The organism is Spirosoma montaniterrae (assembly GCF_001988955.1).
Taxonomy (GTDB): domain Bacteria; phylum Bacteroidota; class Bacteroidia; order Cytophagales; family Spirosomataceae; genus Spirosoma; species Spirosoma montaniterrae.
On record NZ_CP014263.1, the window covers coordinates 2,391,380 to 2,411,237 of the forward strand.

The 19,858-nt window shown below is 52.1% G+C and carries 17 protein-coding genes and 1 pseudogene; 7 read left to right on the forward strand and 11 right to left on the reverse strand.

Going from position 1 to position 19,858, the window contains the following annotated elements:
- Positions 1–67: 67 nt before the first annotated feature.
- The 4 genes and pseudogenes from polA to AWR27_RS10450 all read right to left on the reverse strand — a co-directional run bounded on the left by polA (position 68) and on the right by AWR27_RS10450 (position 6,487).
- Positions 68–3,183 (reverse strand): annotated as a pseudogene (gene polA, locus AWR27_RS10435) (DNA polymerase I).
- Positions 3,184–3,324: 141 nt separating this feature from the next.
- Positions 3,325–4,332, reverse strand: coding sequence for a fasciclin domain-containing protein (locus AWR27_RS10440; protein WP_077131125.1), 1,008 nt, complete (start codon positions 4,330–4,332; stop codon positions 3,325–3,327).
- A gap of 143 nt (positions 4,333–4,475) precedes the next feature.
- Positions 4,476–5,444: a fasciclin domain-containing protein gene (locus AWR27_RS10445; RefSeq protein ID WP_077131126.1), complete on the reverse strand. Its 969-nt coding sequence runs from the start codon at positions 5,442–5,444 to the stop codon at positions 4,476–4,478.
- Positions 5,445–5,623: 179 nt separating this feature from the next.
- Positions 5,624–6,487: a sterol desaturase family protein gene (locus AWR27_RS10450; protein ID WP_077131127.1), complete on the reverse strand. Its 864-nt coding sequence runs from the start codon at positions 6,485–6,487 to the stop codon at positions 5,624–5,626.
- A gap of 179 nt (positions 6,488–6,666) precedes the next feature.
- On the opposite strand from AWR27_RS10450, the gene AWR27_RS10455 reads away from it, so the two are divergent.
- Positions 6,667–7,185 carry an acyl-CoA thioesterase gene (locus AWR27_RS10455; protein WP_077131128.1) on the forward strand — a complete coding sequence of 173 codons (519 nt, stop codon included), beginning with the start codon at positions 6,667–6,669 and terminating at the stop codon, positions 7,183–7,185.
- 108 nt (positions 7,186–7,293) lie between these two features.
- Here AWR27_RS10455 and AWR27_RS10460 read toward each other — a convergent pair whose 3' ends face one another.
- From AWR27_RS10460 to AWR27_RS10480, 5 genes are all read right to left on the reverse strand, one after another.
- Positions 7,294–7,719 (reverse strand): nuclear transport factor 2 family protein, encoded by a 426-nt coding sequence (locus AWR27_RS10460; RefSeq protein WP_077133917.1) that lies wholly within the window; start codon positions 7,717–7,719, stop codon positions 7,294–7,296.
- A 127-nt stretch (positions 7,720–7,846) separates the two neighbouring features.
- Positions 7,847–9,169, reverse strand: coding sequence for a serine hydrolase domain-containing protein (locus AWR27_RS10465; protein ID WP_077131129.1), 1,323 nt, complete (start codon positions 9,167–9,169; stop codon positions 7,847–7,849).
- Between the two features lie 37 nt (positions 9,170–9,206).
- On the reverse strand, positions 9,207–9,701 hold the full coding sequence (locus AWR27_RS10470) for a hypothetical protein (protein WP_077133918.1): 495 nt from the start codon (positions 9,699–9,701) through the stop codon (positions 9,207–9,209).
- A gap of 192 nt (positions 9,702–9,893) precedes the next feature.
- Positions 9,894–10,595, reverse strand: a complete 702-nt coding sequence (locus AWR27_RS10475) for a class I SAM-dependent methyltransferase (protein WP_077131130.1) — start codon at positions 10,593–10,595, stop codon at positions 9,894–9,896.
- A 101-nt stretch (positions 10,596–10,696) separates the two neighbouring features.
- Positions 10,697–11,854 (reverse strand): glycosyltransferase family 87 protein, encoded by a 1,158-nt coding sequence (locus AWR27_RS10480; protein WP_077131131.1) that lies wholly within the window; start codon positions 11,852–11,854, stop codon positions 10,697–10,699.
- Positions 11,855–12,006: 152 nt separating this feature from the next.
- On the opposite strand from AWR27_RS10480, the gene AWR27_RS10485 reads away from it, so the two are divergent.
- The 3 genes from AWR27_RS10485 (at position 12,007) to AWR27_RS10495 (ending at position 15,470) form a co-directional block, all read left to right on the forward strand.
- Positions 12,007–12,624 (forward strand): LEA/WHy family protein, encoded by a 618-nt coding sequence (locus AWR27_RS10485; RefSeq protein WP_077133919.1) that lies wholly within the window; start codon positions 12,007–12,009, stop codon positions 12,622–12,624.
- A 90-nt stretch (positions 12,625–12,714) separates the two neighbouring features.
- Positions 12,715–13,785 carry a DUF6807 domain-containing protein gene (locus AWR27_RS10490; protein ID WP_077131132.1) on the forward strand — a complete coding sequence of 357 codons (1,071 nt, stop codon included), beginning with the start codon at positions 12,715–12,717 and terminating at the stop codon, positions 13,783–13,785.
- Positions 13,786–13,898: 113 nt separating this feature from the next.
- Positions 13,899–15,470 (forward strand): hypothetical protein, encoded by a 1,572-nt coding sequence (locus AWR27_RS10495; RefSeq protein WP_077131133.1) that lies wholly within the window; start codon positions 13,899–13,901, stop codon positions 15,468–15,470.
- Between the two features lie 101 nt (positions 15,471–15,571).
- On the opposite strand, the gene AWR27_RS10500 is transcribed toward AWR27_RS10495, so the two are convergent.
- A complete protein-coding gene (locus AWR27_RS10500) occupies positions 15,572–15,967 on the reverse strand; it encodes a hypothetical protein (protein WP_077131134.1) in 396 nt (131 codons plus the stop codon).
- Positions 15,968–16,251: 284 nt separating this feature from the next.
- Here AWR27_RS10500 and AWR27_RS10505 point away from each other — a divergent pair, with 284 nt between their 5' ends.
- Positions 16,252–16,944, forward strand: coding sequence for a type 1 glutamine amidotransferase domain-containing protein (locus tag AWR27_RS10505; protein ID WP_077131135.1), 693 nt, complete (start codon positions 16,252–16,254; stop codon positions 16,942–16,944).
- Between the two features lie 45 nt (positions 16,945–16,989).
- Here the strand turns inward: AWR27_RS10505 and rfbC are convergent, their stop codons facing one another.
- Entirely contained in the window at positions 16,990–17,535 is a 546-nt protein-coding gene (rfbC, locus tag AWR27_RS10510) for a dTDP-4-dehydrorhamnose 3,5-epimerase (RefSeq protein WP_077131136.1), read from the reverse strand.
- A gap of 109 nt (positions 17,536–17,644) precedes the next feature.
- Here rfbC and pyrF point away from each other — a divergent pair, with 109 nt between their 5' ends.
- Both pyrF and AWR27_RS10520 read left to right on the forward strand, forming a co-directional pair.
- Positions 17,645–18,478 carry an orotidine-5'-phosphate decarboxylase gene (pyrF, locus tag AWR27_RS10515; RefSeq protein WP_077131137.1) on the forward strand — a complete coding sequence of 278 codons (834 nt, stop codon included), beginning with the start codon at positions 17,645–17,647 and terminating at the stop codon, positions 18,476–18,478.
- A 62-nt stretch (positions 18,479–18,540) separates the two neighbouring features.
- Positions 18,541–19,836 (forward strand): DUF2851 family protein, encoded by a 1,296-nt coding sequence (locus AWR27_RS10520; protein WP_077131138.1) that lies wholly within the window; start codon positions 18,541–18,543, stop codon positions 19,834–19,836.
- Positions 19,837–19,858 lie beyond the last annotated feature (22 nt).

Here is a 19,858-nt window from a genome sequence, read left to right on the forward strand (position 1 = left end):
AGATGGATCAAACTATTGTATAATCGGGCTTATTACTGTTTAGAGTGCCTTATAAGCCCGGCAGTGGTCAGTGGGCCAGCAGCCAGTTTTCACCGGTGCCGATGCCGGTTTCCATCTTCACGGCCATTGGAATGGCGTTCTGCATGATGTCGTTGACACGCTCGCGCAATAGCTCGATTTCGTCGCGGTGGGCGTCGAAGACGAGTTCGTCGTGAACGGTCAGAATCATTTTCGATTTTAGCCGCTCCTGAAGCATGAACTCGTGAATCCGAATCATAGCAATTTTCAGCATGTCGGCGGCACTGCCCTGAATAGGCGCGTTCACAGCATTGCGTTCGGCAAACATCCGGTCGGTGACGTTGCGCGAGTTGATGTCGCGCAAATACCGCCGACGGCCCAGAATGGTTTCGGCGTATCCAAAGCCCCGTGCCTTCTCGATGCTTTGGTCAATGAAACCCTTCACCGCCGGGAATTCGGCGAAATAATCGTCAATAATCTGGGCGGCTTCTTTGCGCGGGATTTTGAGCCGCTGCGCCAGCCCGAACGACGAAATTCCGTAAATAATGCCAAAATTGATGGTTTTGGCCTTCCGGCGCATGTCGCCCGTTACCTCGCTCAGCCCAACGTGAAATACTTTACTGGCCGTTTGGGTATGAATATCGACGTTGTTGTTAAACGCATCGAGCATGGTTTGGTCGCCACTGAAGGCGGCCATAATACGAAGTTCAATCTGCGAATAATCGGCAGACATAATGAGAAACTCCGGCCCGCGCGGTACAAACGCTTTCCGGATTTCCTGCCCGCGTGGGGTACGAATCGGAATGTTTTGCAGGTTCGGATTAGCCGACGAAAGCCGCCCCGTTGCCGCTACGGCCTGATTGAACGACGTATGAATACGCCCCGTGCGCTTGCTGATTAGTTGCGGCAGCGCGTCGACGTAGGTGTTTTTGAGTTTAATTAACTCGCGGTAGTCCAGAATCTTACGGGCTATTTCGTGTTCTTCTTCGAGCTTCGACAAAATCTCTTCACCCGTTGCATACTGCCCCGTGCGGGTCTTCTTGGCGTTTTTGTCGAGTTTGAGCTTATCGAACAAAACTTCGCCCAACTGCTTCGGCGAACCAATATTGAACGACTCGCCTGCAATCTCGAAAATCTCCTGCTGCACCTGCCGCATATCGACGTCGAGCGTGGCCGAAAGTTCGGCCAGCGCGCCGGTATCGATGGTGATACCTTCAAGTTCGAGGTCGGTCAGTACGCGCACGAGCGGCATTTCGACCTGATCGAATAGTTTGGTCAGACCATCTTTTTCCAATTTGGGCGCGAAGGCTTGTTTGAGTTGCAGGGTAATGTCGGCGTCTTCGGCGGCATAATCGACCACCTTCTGCATATCGACCTGCCGCATCGTTAGCTGCCCTTTGCCTTTCTTGCCAATAAGTGCCTCAATCTCAACAGGCTGATAATTCAGATACGTCATCGCCATCATGTCCATATTGTGGCGCATTTCCGGCTCGATGAGGTAATGGGCCAGCATGGTATCGAACAGTTTGCCCTGCACCTCCACGCCGTACTTTTTCAGCATCAGCAGGTCATATTTCAGGTTCTGTCCAATTTTTTCGATGTTCGGATTCTCGAATACGGGCTTGAACTCATCAACCACCGCCTGCGCTTCGGTGCGGTCTTCGGGAATGGGTACGTAAAATGCTTCGCCAGACCGGTAGGCAAACGACAAGCCCACTAAATCGGCTTCAACGGGGTCGAGGGCCGTAGTCTCCGAATCGAAACAAAGACTTTCCTGCAAGCTCAGGTAATGCACCAAACTGGCCCGCAGTTCGGGCGTATCGACCAACCGGTAATCGTGCTTGGTCGTCAGAATGGTTTTGCGCCGTTCGGGCTGTACCTCGTCAATTTCATAGTCGGGATACACGTCGAGGTATGCCGGTGATTCGGCAACTTCGGTGCCTGTTGCATCGTCCGTTGTGACGATTTCCGTTGCGGCATCGGGCGTGGCCGCTGGAACCCTCACCCCCGGCCCCTCTCCCTTAGGGCGAGGGGTGCGTCGAGTAGCTGGGCGGCTTCCCCCTCGCCCCCTGGGAGAGGGGCCGGGGGTGAGGGAGAGGAACTATCAAAATCGAACGGCAAATCGTCGGCACCCGATGGTTGCAACGCACCCATATTCGGGAAGGGCAGAAAGGCCGGAGTTTCGTCGCCGGGCGAATCCACGCCGGGCGAGTCGAAGAGGTTCATCTGCGCCGGTGCCGGTGCGCCATTCTGGAACGAAGCGGGTAGCGGCTTTTCATCGTAACCCGCGCCGAGGAGCCGACTTTTCATCTGCCGGAACTCCAGTTCATCGAGCAGTGCTGATAGCCGGGGTTTGTCGTATTCCGTGTGCCGGAGCCGGTCTTCGTCGAAGTCTACCGGCACATCGAGGTGAATGGTTGCCAGTTGCTTCGACAATAGCCCCTGATCAGCAAAATTGATGACGTTTTCTTTGAGTTTTCCCTTGAGCTGATCGGCGTTGGCAATCAGGTTTTCGACGCTGCCGAAGTCGGCGATGAGTTTCTGCGCCGTTTTTTCGCCGATACCCGGAATACCGGGGATGTTATCGACCGAATCACCTACTAAGCCGAGCATATCTGTCACCTGCTCGATGTGTTCGATTTGCCAGCGTTCGCAAACTTCTTTTACTCCCTGCTTCTCAGCGGGTTTGCCCATAAACGCGGGCTTGTAAATATGAATGTGTTCTTCAACCAACTGCCCGTAATCTTTATCAGGCGTCATCATATAGACCTCAAAATCAGCCGCTGCGGCTTTCTTGGCAATCGTCCCGATAATGTCGTCGGCTTCGTATCCATCCATAATCAGGATCGGAATATGCATAGCCTCGATGATCTGCTTGATGTAGGGCGTGGCTACGCTGATGTCTTCGGGCTGCGACTGCCGGGTGGCCTTGTACATCGGAAACTGCTCGTGCCGAAAGGTCTTTTTCGAAGAGTCGAAAGCAACGCCGATATGGGTAGGTTTTTCCTTCTGCAAAACCTCGATCATGGCGTTCATAAAGCCAAAAATAGCCGAGGTGTTTACCCCCCGCGATGAGATGCGGGGCGACTTGCTGAAGGCAAAATGCGCGCGGTAAATGAGGGCCAGCGCGTCTAATAAAAACAGTTTTTTCTGTGGTTTAGCCATTCGCTATAGAGCAGTAATCAATCGGCCAAAGGTCGCGAGTCAGGGGCAAAAACCCTACCCGAAACTTGTTTTCTGACCAAAAAAACGGGGCTGTTGTCTATAAACACAACAGCCCCGCCGGGGTTTTGATTCCTGATTAGCTTATGGTAACAACACCCGGTCGATTTTGTGAATTACCCCGTTGGTGGCGTTGATATCCCGATTTTGCACCAGCGTATTTCCCGAAATGACGCCATTTGACAGCACACGCGATGCATTAGCACCGTTTCCTCGGCTAAGTATGGTAACGTCCTCGCCACTACCCGTTGCTACCGTGAGCGAACCACCACCGAACGTAGTAATGGGGCCGCTCGCCAGCGTGGGCGAGAAAACGCGGGCATTAGCCACAACGTGATTTGTTAGAATAGCCGTCAGCGTAGCTATGTTAGCCGCGTTGATGGCTGCCACGTCGCGGAAACCAGCGGCAACAAAAGCGTCATTTGTTGGGGCAAAAACCGTTAGTGGCGTTGTGCCGCCCAGCGCACCCGTTACGGCAGCCCCACCCCGCACAGCCGCTGCTGCTAAAAGTGACAGTTGCGGATCGTTAGAAGCTAACGCCAAAATGTTCCCTGCCGGTGGCAGCAATACGCGGTCAATGACGTGAATGACGCCGTTTGTAGCCTGTACGTCAGCCGTAACAACGCGGGCGTTATTGACCGACACCGAACCCGAACTGGCTTTAGTGACATAAATCGGCGCACTGCCCGACACCGATGTAGGTACCGCCGTTTGACCAGCCGCAATAGCCGAGGCCGGAATCGAGCCACTCGCTACGTGATAGAGCAGAATACTGGTCAGCGTAGCTACATTAGCCGCGTTAATGGCTGCTATATCACCCAAACCGGCCCGCCGAAAGGCATCGTCGGTTGGCGCAAAGACCGTGAACGGCCCTGTACCCGATAATGTGCTGCCTAAGTTGGCCCGCGTAATGGCGGCTTCGAGAAGAGTGAACTGCTGACCCGACGTAACAACCTGTGCAATGTTTTGTGGGGGCGGAATAGTTGGATTTTCCTCGTCCCAGCAGCCGGAAAGAGTCAGTGAGAGCGTTGCCGCAACAACAGCCAGCAGAGACACTTTGCGCCGAGTCAGCGCGGAGATGTTGGTTAGCATAAGTGTACTTATATGGTTTAATGAAGGAAGTAATAACCAGCAGGCCATTACGGTATTGTTGGCAAAACAGAATCGGGCATTTTTTGTTCAAAATACCCGATTCTGTCTGGAGCGACCCATTACAAATTGAGTCAATGCAGTTATCAGGGCAACAACACCCGGTCGACTACGTGAACAACACCGTTTGTAGCCGATACGTCGGGCAGAATCACCCGCGACGCCGTGCCGCCGTTGCCCCGGCCCGTTACGGTTACGCCCGTACCGCTAACGCCCATCGTTACAGTACCCGTCTGTAAGGTCGTTAGCGACTGTCCGTTTGTCAGTAGCGGTGAATACCCGCGTGCGCTAACAACGTGATAGGTCAGGATATTAGCCAGCGCGGTTGGCGCAGTCCCCTGAACTGTCGACAAAGGGAAACCAGCCGATACGAACGCAGCATCGGTCGGAGCAAAGACCGTTAATGGCCCCGCACCTGTCAGCGCACCACCTAAGCCAGCCCGCGTAACGGCGGCATTCAGAATGGTAAACGTAGCCGTTGGGAACAACGTCGAGACTGTTGTGAGCATAGCTGGTATGTTTCCAAGCGATGGAATCAGAATCCGGTCGATTACGTGAACGACGCCATTGCTGGCCGGCACATTGGCCTGCACCACCCGCGCACCATTGATCGACACCGAACCCGAACTGGTTTTGGTGATGAACGCACTACTGCCCGCCGACGTTTGCACCGACGTGTTAACCGCCGTTGGAATAGCTCCCGACTCGGTTCTGCCCGCCAGCACGTGGTACTGCAAAATAGCACCTACCACACCCGGATCTAAGGCATTAATCGCGGCAGCATTGAAGCCAGCCGCAGCAAAGGCGGCATCGTTAGGAGCGAATACGGTGAAGGGACCGTTGCCCGATAGCGTACCACTCAGCCCGGCCCGCGCTACTGCTGCCCGCAGTATGGTAAACTGACTGTTTGTACTAATTAGTTGGTCTATCGTTTGTAGCGGCTCTGTGGTGTCTTCGTCTTTTTTGCAGGAAGCTACGGTGAGCAGCAAGACAGTGAAAAGCAGCGGAGCCAATACCAGCCAATGGCCCGTCCGAATGGTTTTGATTGTGTACATAAGTCGTTAAACGATTGATTAAGTAAGGCAACTCGCCCAATACGCGACCAAAGGGTGCGTTTCATCCAAACGAGTTGCGTTTTTCTTTTGTTTAACTCATAGTACACAACGCTCAACAAATCTCACGGCTTTCACCGAAAAATCCGCTGAACGGTATAATTCTCATTCCCAAACGCACCTCACGCGGTTTCAGGTTCGGGGCGTTTTTCGCCAACGGGTTCGCGGTATTTCTGGAACGGTATTTTCAGCAGACTGCCGATGTGCGAATGTTCGCGTGGTTCGGGGTGGGTGTCGATGCCGTAGATCAGGTCTTTGCCGGGCATTTCGTGATAGGTGCCAAAGAGCCGGTCCCAGTACGGAAAAATATTGCCATAGTTGGTGTTCGTAACAGGCAACACGTAGTGGTGATGTACGTGGTGCATGTTGGGCGTTACGATAAACCAGCTTAACACCCGGTCGGCCCAGCGGGGCAGTTCGATGTTGGCGTGGTTGAACTGCGATAAAGCCACTGAAATGGCCTGATACATGAAAACCAGCCACATCGGTGCGCCCGTCAATAGCACGCCTACAGTAGTGAACGCGAACCGAATCACGCTTTCGCCGGGGTGGTGCCGGTTGGCGGTAGTAGTGTCTACGTAAGCGTCGGTATGGTGAATCAAGTGAAAACGCCACAGAAACTTCACTTTGTGTTCAACGAAATGCGGCAACCACGCGCCCACCAGATCGAGAAACAGCAGCCCTATAATGGCTTCGGCCCAAAGCGGCAACCGAGCGTCGGACCGTTCAAGCCACTGCAAGAGTCCGACGTTATTCTGCACGGCCCAGTCGCTGGTTCGCAGCAGGATAAACGCCAGCGCAAAATTGACCACGATGGTTGTGAGCGTAAAGAAAATATTGATGCCTGCATGGTGCCATTTTCGGTAACTAAACCGAATCAGCGGCACGGCACTTTCAATCAGCCAGAATACCGTAATGCCGCCCACCAGAATCAAACTGCGGTGCGACGACGGGATATGTTCAAAGTAATTGACGATACGCTCCATGTTTCGCCCTATTTTTTGTGGTTATTCTACAAAGATAACAACACAGCCGTAGCATTGGGTTTGGGCATTTAAATTTTCGGTCGTTGGTTTGTACAGTGAACAACCAACAGCCAACAACCAACATTTCTTGTTGGCCCATTAACTGTTGGTTGTTGGCTGTTAACTGCTAACTGAAAAAGATGCCTCAACCAAAATTTGCCCGCGAGTCAATGACGGTGATGACCGAAATGGTCTTGCCCAATGATACCAATACGCTCAACAATCTGATGGGCGGGCGACTGCTGCACTTCATGGACATTGCGGCTGCCATTGCCGCCCAGAAACACTCGAACCGGATCGTGGTCACGGCTTCGGTCGATAACGTATCGTTTGCCGAACCGATCCGACTCGGCAACATCGTGACAATGAAAGCGCAGGTAACGCGGGCGTTCAGTTCGTCGATGGAAGTATTCATCGAAGTCTGGGCCGAAGACATCCCGGCTGGCGTTCGGGTCAGCACCAACAGCGCGTTCTACACGTTTGTGGCCGTTGATCAGAGCGGCAGGCCCATCGAAGTCCCCGCCGTTGTGCCCGAAACCGATGAAGAGAAAGCCCGCTACGACAGTGCGTTGCGCCGTCGGCAGCTTCGGCTCGTGCTGGCCGGGCGCATGAAAGCGCAGGACGCTACGGAGCTTAAAAGTTTTCTGAACCAGGATTAGCCAAGATTCGCGGGATTAAACAGGATTTTACGCTGCGCTTACCTAATGACATCAAATAAGCGCAGCGTAGAATCCTGTTTAATCTCGTAAATCCTGGCTAATCCTGGTTCAGATAATTCTCAACGACTGCCAGCTTACCAACTGCCATTGTCCGTTTTTCTTCACGTACACGTCGGTATAGCGGAGCTTGAATTCGGTTGGCTTGTTGTCGTTGTTCATTTTCACGGCGCAGATGCCGTTCACAACCGCGGTATTGCCATACAATCGCACATGCTGCTCCAGCGGATCAAGGGCAACGTAGTTCGATTTACCCTCCACGATGTCCTGAATATACGTCTGTTTGCCTTCTGTTTTCCCGTTGGAATGGGTATACACCAGATCATCGGCCAGCAGCCGATTCATTACCTCAGCGTTTTTGCTGACCTGTGCAGCAAAGCGGGCTTTTTCAACGTCCAGAACAGCCTGTTTGTCTGCCGATTGCGCCCAAACGAATTGAGCCAGTAAGCATAGAAAAAAGGAGAGGAAAGTTTTCATCAGAATCATCAGAACCAGGATTAGCCAGGGTTTACGGGATTAAAACAAGATTTTACGCTTCGCTTACTGTTTTCGCAGAAAACAATCTTGTTTTAATCCCGCGAATCCTGCCGGGCCAGCGTTCTGGCTAATCCTGGTTCTGATTGGTAATAGCCTGATACACTAATACTTTGAACTTGTCGGACAGATCGCCGTAGCTGTTTGGGAATTTCTGGGTGTAAATCAGTGCCACGATACCTTCTTTAGGGTCGACCCAGTAAGTAGTGCCAAAGATACCACCCCAGTCAAAACTCCCCTCCGACACGGGCAACCGCGCCGACCCGCGTTCGGTGGTGAGGCCGAAACCCAGCCCAAACTTGTTTTGGCCCTGATATAAATCGCCGATTTGGTTGGTCGTAATCAGCCGCACAGTGGTTGGACTAAGAATTCGTCGGCCATTATACTCGCCCCCGTTTAGCAGCATTTGCAGAAAAACGGCGTAATCCAGCAACGTTGACGACAGCCCTGCCCCGCCCGAAAAATACGAGCCGCTTTGTTTCGGAAAATCGGGGGAAAGGCCGCCCTGCGCGGGTTGCCGCCGGAGTGTTCGGGTGGTATCTTCGGTGTACAGCGTCGTTAAACGGCTGTGTTTGCTGGCAGGCAGGTAAAAGTAGGTATCGTTCATACCCAGCGGCTCAAACAGGCGCGTCCGAAGAAACACATCGAACGACTGCCCCGACCAGATTTCAATCAATCGGCCCAGCAGGTCGTCGTTCAGGCCGTAGGTCCAGCGTTCGCCGGGCTGGTGGGCCAGTGGCAGTGCGGCCAGCGCGGTCATGGCTTCGTCGAGTTTGCGGTCGGGCGTGCCAATGCCGCTTGGAATGCGGTACTTGGCGTAAATGGCGTTCATTTCTTTCGAGCCAATTACCGGGTAGCCAATGCCCGACGTATGCGTGAGCAGTTGCCGAATCGTAATCTCGCGCCGGGCCGGAACAGTTGTGAACGTGGTGTCTTTGTCGTTGAATTTATCGAGTACTTTCGGGTTTTTGAAAGCGGGCAGGTATTTCGAGACGGGGTCATCGAGCAGAAATTTGCCTTCTTCAAACAATATCATGGCTCCAATGCTGGTAATGGCTTTGGTTTGCGAGGCAATGCGGAAGATGGCGTCGCGTTTGAGGGGCGTTTTGGCCTCAACGTCGTCTTTGCCGTAGCCTTTGTGGTAAACAATTCGGCCATTACGGGCAATCAGCACGGCCACACCGGCCTGTTTACCCGTGGCGATGTAGTCGTTCACAACAGCATCGACGCGTTGCAGCCGTTCGGTGCTCATGCCAACGGTTTCGGCAGAGGCTTCGCGCAAGGGCGATGTTGGGGCTAAGCGTCCATTTTTCTGGTATAAAACAGGGGCTACCTGCGCGGTTGCGCCACAAAAAAAACCGGCCATCAGGCCGGTCAGAACAAATACTTTCATGTTGTTACCGGGGGTTTGGAACTGGCACGAAGATACATTATTTCTTAGTTCCAGAAATTTGCTCGGTACGTTTTACAACAGCACCTGTACGCAGCCCCTCAGTAGTGGCAGTAATGGCAACCTGATTTTTCTCCAGCACGCCCGTTGCTTTAAACTCCCCTTCTACCGTTACGCCCAGCACGTTCATCTGGTCTTTGTTGCGGTCAATTACCCTGAACGTAGACCCTTCCAGTTCTGCCGTAACTTTAAGCGGGGTAGGTCGCCCCAGCGACATTTGCGTGTCAATGAGAATTTCTTTCGGATTCGAGCCTTTTGTAATGATGATGGTAGAGGTGCCGGTCTGCGAAGTGCCTTCAAAACCGCCCACATTCAGCGACGACGCAATGCCGCCTTCATACGTACCGACATACTGATCGCGGGGGTCAACGTCGTCGGAGCCGCCCGATTTTTTACAGGCCGTTGTCAGCGTACCAACAACAAGCAGTGCCAATAGCCCGCGATATAGCGACCGACTGGCAGTTGATATAGTCATGGTTGAAATGGTAAATGGGTTATGATTCATGATTTGTCTATCAAACGCCGTGCCGGTTTTTTAAGTATACTGATGAAACACGGATTTGACAGGGGACCACAGATTGAACAGAGTAGACGGATAAACACAGATGTTTGCTTTTGCTCTCCAAAACAGAAATCCGTGTTAATCCGTATAATCTGTGTTCCTCTATCAAAACTCAATCAGCAGGTTTTTACGCTCCTGCTGCAATGTCAGCGGCTCAGGCACAAACCGGGCGTTCATATTCAGGCGTTTGCACATTGCCAGCCAGTCGCGTTCGGGAACGATAAGAAAGCCGTTCTGCTGTCGAATTTTATAGTAGTCCGAAAAACGAAGCCGCACCAGCAGCCGCAGCATCGACAGTAGTTTGCCCTGCCGCAGCGACCGCCCCAGAATACTTAGCACGTCGCCCAGTACGCCTTCTTCCACAATCAGGTCACAGACAAGAGCTTTGGCACCCGGCGCGGCCAACGATTTTATGTTTGCCAGCAGTTGCTCAACTTCAGCGGCATTGCGATAATACTGCACCACGCTCATCACGATAATAGCATCAAACTGCCGCCCGGCCACGGGGCTGAAATCCAAATAATCATCTGCCGAAATATCGTGGAAAAACACGTTTGAGTGTTGCGCGTGTTTAGCGCGGGCAATTTCGTTGTATCGCGTCGAAATGTCCAGACCGTGAATTTCGCCCACCCGATTATACCAGGCGTCTTCGAGATTACCCGGCCCCGAGCCAATGTCGAGTACACGCATCGTTTTCGACAACGGAATATACTGTTCGACCCTATCCAGGAAATAAGCGTAATTGGTCGTCATCGAGTCGTCGAACTCGTTCTTGTTTTGCCAGAAATCCAGCCAGGTTGCAGACATGTCGTTTATTTTTTGAAGAGGAACACAGATTGGGCGGATTGGGCGGATGCACACAGATAGTTGCTTCTGTTCTCCGAAACAGAAATCCGTGTTGATCTGTATCATCCGTACAAGCTGTGTTCCTCTTTAAAATCCGTGTTCCTCTGTAGCATCAAATACAGTACTCGAAACCAGATCAGTACGCAGGGCAGTGCCTTCAGCGCGTAGGGCAACACAAACTCATTCCGCAAAAAGGGCGGAAATACGTCGCTCGGCGACAGTACGGTTAGCACAAAACACGCCACGAGCAATGCCCGGTCGAGGGCGGTTTGCGGGCAAACGAACCACCAGCACAACACACCCGTCACGGCGGTGATGTAGGTTGGCGACTCGGCCACGGGGTTAAAAATTACCTGAAAAATCAGTACCGACGCCAGCAGCAACAGCCGGAACGTCCGTTCATGAAACCGCCGAATGTTCGCATAGACCGTGCAAAACAGCAATACGCCCGCTCCAATTATAGCTGTGCCCGGTATGTCAGGCGAAACAAATACGTGCATAAGTCGATGAATCGAGGTGTTTGCCCACTTATCGTGGTCTGACTTTATCAGCAGTTGTTTCACCCACAGGTCATATTGCCAGAGTAGTTTTTCGGGCGAAGTCAGCAGCAATGGTAGCAGCCCCAACACAACGGCCCAGAGCAGCAGGCTTAGCAGGAACCGGCCTTTCTGCGGATACAGGAGGAATAAGCCACCCGCTACGGCACTGTAAATCTTGATATTAAACCCCAATACGATAAAAAAAGCGGCCCAAAGCGGTTGTCGTTTCTCGAAACTCAGGTAGGCAAAAATCGGTACGGCGGCAATGAGCGGGTTGGTTTGGCTATTGACCAGCGATGTAAACAACTCCTGCAACCCGAACCAGTAGGCAAATACTTTTTGCGAATGCGTTAGCGGCAACCGATATACGGCATACACCCAAACTCCGGCAAACAGAAAATGCCAGAAAAACAGCCCAGCGGAATACGGCAAAGCAAAAACTGGAGCGAATAGCGCAGCAAACGTAGGAGCGTAATGATAATGGTCGGAGTACTCAGCCGGATAGGTTGCGTAGAGACTTTTCCCGTCGAGGAGATGGTAGAGCGAGTGGTAAAAAATCGAATAATTGTTCGATCCTTCCCACCCCACAATCCGAACGCTGGCAAACAGCGTGGCAAGGAAATAAATACCAAAAATCAGCCGATAGTCGCTGAAAATCGACTTTTTGAAAACAGGTAGCATACGGCGTGTACAAGTCCGAATCCGACAGTGATTCAGGAACTTGTCGGCGGGTTCACAAATATACGACTGCTCATAAAAACAACGGCACTGGCTTAAACCAAACTCTTTAGGCTCTGTCTGACGTTTACAGAAAAATGAATCACCCGATTACCATGAAAAAAGGAATTGTTTTGCTGCTGGCCCTGATGCCGCTGTTGTTTAGCCAATGTGGTGTTAACAAGCAAATTTCGCAGGCCAAAGCACTCGGCGATTGCCGGTATACCATTGCTTCGGCAGACAGTGTTTATCTGGCTGGCACCGACATCCGCGAATTTCGGAAAATAGAAGACTTCAACCCCGCCCGCTTTCCACGCATAGCCGCCGGGTTGCTTACCCGCAACATCCCGCTCGACGCCCGAGTTAACATCGACATCACGAATCCAACCAGTCGGCTGGCCGGTATCAATCAGTTGGAATACCGGATTTTGCTGGCCGGGCAGGAGTTGTTCAACGGGTTTCTGAATCAGCGCATCGAAGTGCAGCCCGGTGGCGGGCGTACCCGCGTACCGGTTCGACTCAATACCAATGCCTATCAACTTATCAGCGACCCCAAAACCCGCGATGCGTTTACGCGGCTGGTGCAGAACCTGTCGGGTTCTGATAACGCCCAACCATCGCGACTGACGATTAAAATCAAGCCAACGCTCGATTTGGGCAACAAACAAATCAATTACCCCGGCTATATCACCATCGATCAGGACGTGACCAACAAAATATTGCTCGGAAATTAATCGTAGACAAACGATTACTTACACGCCCAACCCGGTAGAAGTCTACTTGGTTGGGCTTTTTTGGGCGTTTCACTTAAGCAATCGTCGGTTATGCGCGTCGTTTTAGTTTCCGTTCGTTTCGTTGTTTTCCTGCTGCTGGCATCGGCGGCTTCTGCACTGGCTCAGTCGGGTCGCATCGAACTTGTTCACACCGAATCTGCCAAACGCGTTGATGTCTTAGTTGATGGAAAGCCCTTTACGGCTTATATCTATCCCGGCCCCGACGTATTGAAAAAAGCGGTGCTGTATCCAATTCGGTCGGCGGGCGGAAACTTCATTACGCGCGGCTGGCCGCTCGACCCACGACCGGGCGAGCGTGTCGACCACCCGCACCATGTAGGCATGTGGTTTAATTACGGCGATGTAAACGGCCACGACTTCTGGAATAACTCAACCGCTATAGAACCTGGTCATAAAGGTCCATTCGGAACTATTGTTCACACGGGCATTTCGGCTATGAAAAACGGCGCGGGGGCGTCTCCTGCCGAGTTAACGGTAACAGCTAACTGGCTCGACAAAGACGGCAAGGTGATGCTCCAGGAAACCACTACGTTCCGGTTTGGGGCCGGGCCTGACCGGCGTATTATCGACCGCATCACAACCCTTAAGGCCGCAAGCAAAGACGTTGTGTTTAAAGACAACAAAGAGGGCATGATTGCTTTACGCATGGCCCGACAACTCGAACAGCCTTCTAATAAACCCGAAGTATTTACGGACTCGAAAGGAGTAACTACGAACGTGCCAACCATGAATAACGAAGGCGTAACAGGTCAGTATCAGAGCAGTATCGGAACAACGGGCGATGCCGTTTGGGGAACCCGTGCGCCCTGGATGAATCTGACCGGTAGATTGAACAACGAACGCGTTTCGGTTATCCTTATCGACCACCCGCAAAACGTAGGATACCCAACCTATTGGCATGCAAGAGGTTATGGGTTATACGCAGCTAATCCGCTTGGCCCTGCCGTATTTAGTAATGGAAAAGAACAGGCCATGAACTACACGTTGGCTGCTGGCAAAGAAGTAACATTTCGTTACCGGCTTCTGGTACAATCAGGGTCGACCAATACCCAGCAAATTGCAGCAGAAGTTCAACAATTTGCTACCAAAAACAAAAATTAGGTAACATGTAGAATTTGGCATGTTATTTGTCGGCAGAGGAGTTAGGTACACCGATCACGTATCATATCCATATGCCTCTTACAAATTCAACTGCTCATCGCCCGTATCACCTGATGATTATCGTTCTGTTCATCTGTAGTATGGCTGATGGACTCGCACAACCCCGCACCAATATCAATCCGTTAACCTACCGGGCATCGCAGATAGCCGCCCGCCGGGCAGCCGCCATCCCTGACCACCAGATTATTGAGAACGATAAGATACGGGCCGGCATAAACCTGCGCTACGGAGGGTCTATCACCTATTTAGCCTTCAAAGATAATCGGGGCGGGCTGGCAAGCACCGAGAATATGGTCAACAATAATGACCTTGGTCGGCAGGTGCAGATTGCTCTGTACAGCGGCCCATCCGATTATTCGCAACGGGGTGCCTCGGCCTGGGTTGGCTTAGGCTGGAACCCCATTCAGGCAGGCGACACCTGGGGCAACCCGGCCCGCATACTCGACTTCAGAAAAGAAGATAATCTGCTGTATGTCAAATCAGTACCAATGCAGTTTGCCATTAACAACGAACCCGGCGAGGCTACTATCGAACACTGGATTCGGCTGGATGGTAATGCAGTGAAGGTACATTGCCGGGTCGTTATGTTCCGGTCCGACAAAACGCAGTACGAAGCGCGGGGGCAGGAAATGCCCTGCGTATATCTGAACGGTGGCTATCGAAACATTCATTACTACGCAGGCCGGCAACCATTTACGAACGACGGCTTACAAATTGACCGCTATAATGTTCAGACCGAGCGCGATGGTACGCGGGCCGAATTTGGCAACGTTTTCCCAAGCGAACCCTGGATGGCCTCCGTGAACGACAATCAATACGGGGTAGGCTTGTACTACCCGAACATGTATGACTGGACGCGCGGCTACTTCGGCTTCGATTACGGCGGTAATGAACTGGGTGGCGACGCTTCCTACATCGCTGTCAGCAATTTTGAAGTGCTCGACCACAACATTGTTCACGAGTGGGACTATGAACTGATTCTGGGTAGCGTGAGCGAGATTCGGTCCTATGTTTATTCAAAACCGCGTCCGGCAGCAGGGCCTAATTATCGGTTTCTGGCTTCGCGGCAAGGCTGGCATTACTACAAAACGTTTGATACCGGCTGGCCTATCCAGAACAAACTGCACATTCGACTCGACAATCCGAGAAGCAACGAAATTAAATCGCCCTCCGTACTCTGGCGCGGTGCCAGTAATCAGCAGCTTTATCTGCGGGCGGCTTTCAAAACCCAGCAAAAGCGATTTCGCCTAAGCTGGCGCAATCTTGAAGACCGGGCCATCCGAGTCAACGACCCAAACCGGTATCATGAATTTCCGATTGAAAACGATGGGCAGATGCGAACCTACCGAATCGATCTGAGCCAGAACGACAACTGGAAATCGGCACTCGTCAATCAGATTGCCCTGAAAGCCGTAGATGGTGAAACCAACACCGATGGCTGGGTTGAAATCGAGTGGATGGCTCGGTCGGAGAATGGCCCTACCTCCGAAACGCAACAACCCGAACAACCCCCAGTTGTTGTTGGACCACCCATTACAGACGGGCCGGTCGATGAGGGTTGTAAGCCAGGTTGCGTACCGATCAAAGTTGAACGCATCCGCTACGCCCGCGCCGTTCCCAGATAAATCCTACTTATCCTAACCTGTAAAAATCTCAACCGGCTGGCTGACGCTACAAATCTTCGTGCGTTGCCAGCCGGTTGGACGTTATCACCCTAATGAGATTATCAATTCAAATGAACGAGTGCCGAGCGATATACCCGCGCTTCGGTGGCTTCGACCCACGACCGAAGATTGTCGTTTTCCAGCGTTGCCCGGTTCAACTCCGTATCGATCTGACGCAGTAGAAAAAACAATTGATGTACGTGTAACCACTGCTGACGGAGCCGGTTGGCATCAGGCGTGGTTCGGACTTGCTGGCGGGCTTCGCTGGTAAGTTGGCGCAGGCTCATTTTCAAGTGATACCGAAGCATCATCAACCGGCTTGCCATTGGTAGTTCAGACACATGGCGTTCCATATGCGAAATGCCTTTGGCTAACAGGTTGTTGCGATGCTGAAGTTGGTCGGAAACAATCATCCAGGCTTGCTCGGCCCGGAGTGATTCATAGCTTACGGTTTGCATGGCGGTTAGAACGAGTACGGTTGCCGAACAAATATATTCTACTTATCAATACGATAATCTGCCAAACAGTAAATAAAGCAAATATAAATTTGCCCGATTACGTATTTGCCAACTATTCGACAAGTTATTTCTAAATAGGTTTAATATTCTTCCAGCCCAGTTTAAAATAGGTTACGACGCAGGATGTAGTGACGGATGAGCGGTTAACCGGAAACACGCTATATTCGTACCCGATGGCCGGCAGCCACGGCCAAATTGCCCACTCAAAACACGCCGTCGAAAACATGGACCCGATTTATCGCGCGCTCATCGTTTGTACCAATCATACCGACTACCCAACAAAGTCACATAAAACAGGCTTGTGGTTAAGTGAGGCAACGCACTTCTACGATGAACTGGCCGACCGTAACCTGCCTTACGACATTGCCAGTCCTGAAGGCGGTTTTATACCAATCGATGAGAAAAGCCGGGACCGGCGCGATACGGTCGATGAGAAATGGTATAATAACCCTACGTTCCGACATAAGCTTGAACACTCATTACGGCTCGATGAGGTAAACCCTGACGAGTATCAAATTATTTATCTGGCAGGAGGACATGGCACCATGTGGGATTTCCCTGAAAATCAGGTATTGCAAACCCTAACGCGCCGAATCTACGAGAAAGGTGGTATGGTAGCCGCCGTTTGCCACGGCGTCAGCGGATTACTGAACGTAAAGTTATCGGACGGGTCGTTATTAATCGCCAATCGGCAGATAACGGGCTTTTCGACTATGGAAGAAAAATTAATGCGGCTTGATGATGAAGTGCCTTTCCTGCTCGAAGACGCACTCCGTCAGAAAAATGCGCTGTATAGCAAGAGCCTGATTCCGTTTCTGCCGCATATCGAAGTTGATGAACGGCTGATAACGGGGCAAAATCCGCTGTCGGCCCGTAAAGTGGGCCAAAAGGTCATGGAAGAAATGTACGAGAAATAAGGTTCTACGTACTAAGGTACATGTTCTGAGTACGTAGAACAGAATTCAGACAACTTGTTGCGGAAATACCTCGCGCAGATACTTCAGTTCCTGATCTTTATCTGAAACAATCGGACTGTCGATGCCCCAGTTGATATTCAGGTCGGGATCGTCCCAGCGAATGCCCGATTCCGAAGCTTTGTTGTATACGTTCGTGCATTTATAGCTAAAAACGCTGTCTTCTAACGTAACAAATCCGTGGGCAAAGCCTTCGGGAATGTAAGCCATGTTGGCGAGTTTGGCATCGAGCAAAAACGTCTCATACTGACCAAAGGTGGGCGAATCAGGGCGTAGGTCAACGGCTACATCGAGTACTTGCCCGGTAATAACCCGCACCAATTTACCCTGTGCGAAAGGTTCGTTCTGCATGTGCAGCCCGCGTAGGACGCCTTTCACTGAAAACGACTGATTATCCTGCACAAAGTCCATTGGCAGGCCCAGCGACGTGAACAGCGGTTTGTTATACGATTCAAAAAAGTAGCCGCGTTCGTCTTCAAAGACACGGGGAATCAGTTCAATCAGGCCCTTGATGGCCGTTTCCCGAAGTTGCATAAAACAGAGTTAGTCTGTAAACTGTTGGACTTATCGGCAAATTTATGAAACCGCTTTGGTAGTTCGTACTTTTGGGGGTAGCCATTTTTAGTTGGTTCCCGTTTTTGGTATGACGTACTCTGAATTAAGCGAACTTATTTTCCGTAAACAATCGTATCTCTGTGTTGGCTTAGACACCGATCCGCGTAAGCTTCCAACCCATCTGCTCGGCGAATCTGACCCGGTTTTTACGTTCAATAAAGCCATTATCGATGCCACTGCCGACCTCACCGTGGCCTATAAACCTAACCTTGCCTTCTACGAAGCCCAGGGGCCGCGTGGCTGGGAAAGCCTCCAGAAAACGCTCGACTATCTTCCTGCTGACTGTTTTACCATCGCCGATGCCAAACGGGGCGACATTGGCAACACGTCGGGCCTATACGCACGCACTTTTTTCGACCCAACTGCCGCCGGTTTACATTTCGACTCAGTCACGGTTGCGCCCTACATGGGGCAAGACTCCGTGATGCCGTTCTTAGACTATAACCACAAATGGGTTATTCTGCTGGCTTTGACCTCAAACCCCGGCAGTGCTGATTTTCAGCGGCAACCCGTGGCCGAACAGGAGTTGTTCGAGGTAGTTATCGAGACCGCTCAGACCTGGGTTGGCCCTGACCACCACGAACGGCTGATGTTCGTAGTGGGTGCCACACAGGCCGACGAACTGACGCGCATCCGCGCATTGGCTCCGAAAAATTTTCTGTTAGTGCCCGGCGTAGGTGCCCAGGGCGGTTCGCTAACCGACGTGTCGCGCTACGGTCTGACACCCGATGGCGGGCTGTTGGTCAATGCGTCGCGCAACATTTTGTATGCATCGTCGGGTGCAGATTTTGCCGAACGGGCGCGGGCTGAAGCACAATCTTTGCAACGCCAAATGGCCGAACACCTGGCAACCTTACCGTAAACGGTGACTTTGTACACATCGGCTCGTCACAGACAGCAACAGCCTGCTATCTGTTTACCCCTGTGACCGAATCGTTTTTGTACTTCCTGTGGCAATTTCAATATTTCAATACAATTCGGCTGACTACTACCGATGGAGAAGCCGTGCAGGTGTTGCATCCAGGTTTTCGGAACTATGATTCCGGACCCGATTTCACCAATGCACGGTTGCTGATTGGCGGGCAAACCTGGGGCGGTACGGTCGAGATGCATCTGAAAACGTCGGATTGGCTGGCTCATCGCCATCAGCACGACCGCGCTTACGACAATGTGATTCTGCACGTTGTCTGGCAGAACGACCAGCCCACGCTAAGCCAGCGGATCGAACGTACAAACGGCACAATACTGCCTACGCTCGAACTCCACCCGATTACCGACACGGCCCTGATTGACCGGTACGCGCTACTGACCGACTCGCCCGATAGCATACCCTGCGCCGGGCAGTTGCAACGCGTGTCGCCCCTGCGGCTTACGGCTATGCTCGACAAAGCGATGCTGCAACGGCTGGAGCGCAAAGCGGCTGGGGTGCGGGCTGTTCACAACCATACCAACAACGACTGGGAAGAAACAGCTTACCGCTTGTTAGCCAGCAACATGGGCTTCAAAATTAACGCCGAACCCATGACCCAACTGAGCCGGGCCGTTCCGTTGAAAGCCCTGCTGAAACACCGCGACGTGCTCTATCAGTCCGAGGCCATGTTATTTGGCACAGCGGGTTTGCTCGATGCTATAAGCGAACCCGACGAGTATGTAAACAGGCTTCGTCGCGAGTACCGATTCTTTTCAACAAAGTATCAACTGGCCGACCGGCAGCTATCGGCTGTGGCCTGGAAGTGGGGCCGTTTGCGACCCGCCAATTTCCCGACGCTTCGGCTGGCCCAGTTTGCCCGGCTTGTGACAAAGCACGCCAGCCTTTTTTCTTTATTCGTTGGTTCTTCCGACGCTGAAATGCTGTTGAACAGCCTGCAAATCAGCCCATCAGACTATTGGCATACTCATTATCGCTTCGGTAAAGCAACCCTCAAAGGTGCCCCCGCCCTGGGCCGCGCTGCCGCCGAAAACATTGTGATTAACACAGTAGTGCCGCTGCTCGCTGCGTATGCCCACCACCGCGAACAACCCGCCTACCTCGACCGGGCCGTGGCACTGCTCGAACAGCTTCCCGCCGAACATAACCGCCTGACTAAGCAGTGGGAATCGCTTGGTTTAGGTATCCGAACCGCCTTCGACTCGCAGGCGGCCATTGAATTATACAATGAGTTTTGCACACAGAAAAAATGCCTGAACTGCCAGATTGGAGTCGGGTTGATGAAGGGATAAAAATCAAACATGAGTCATCCCG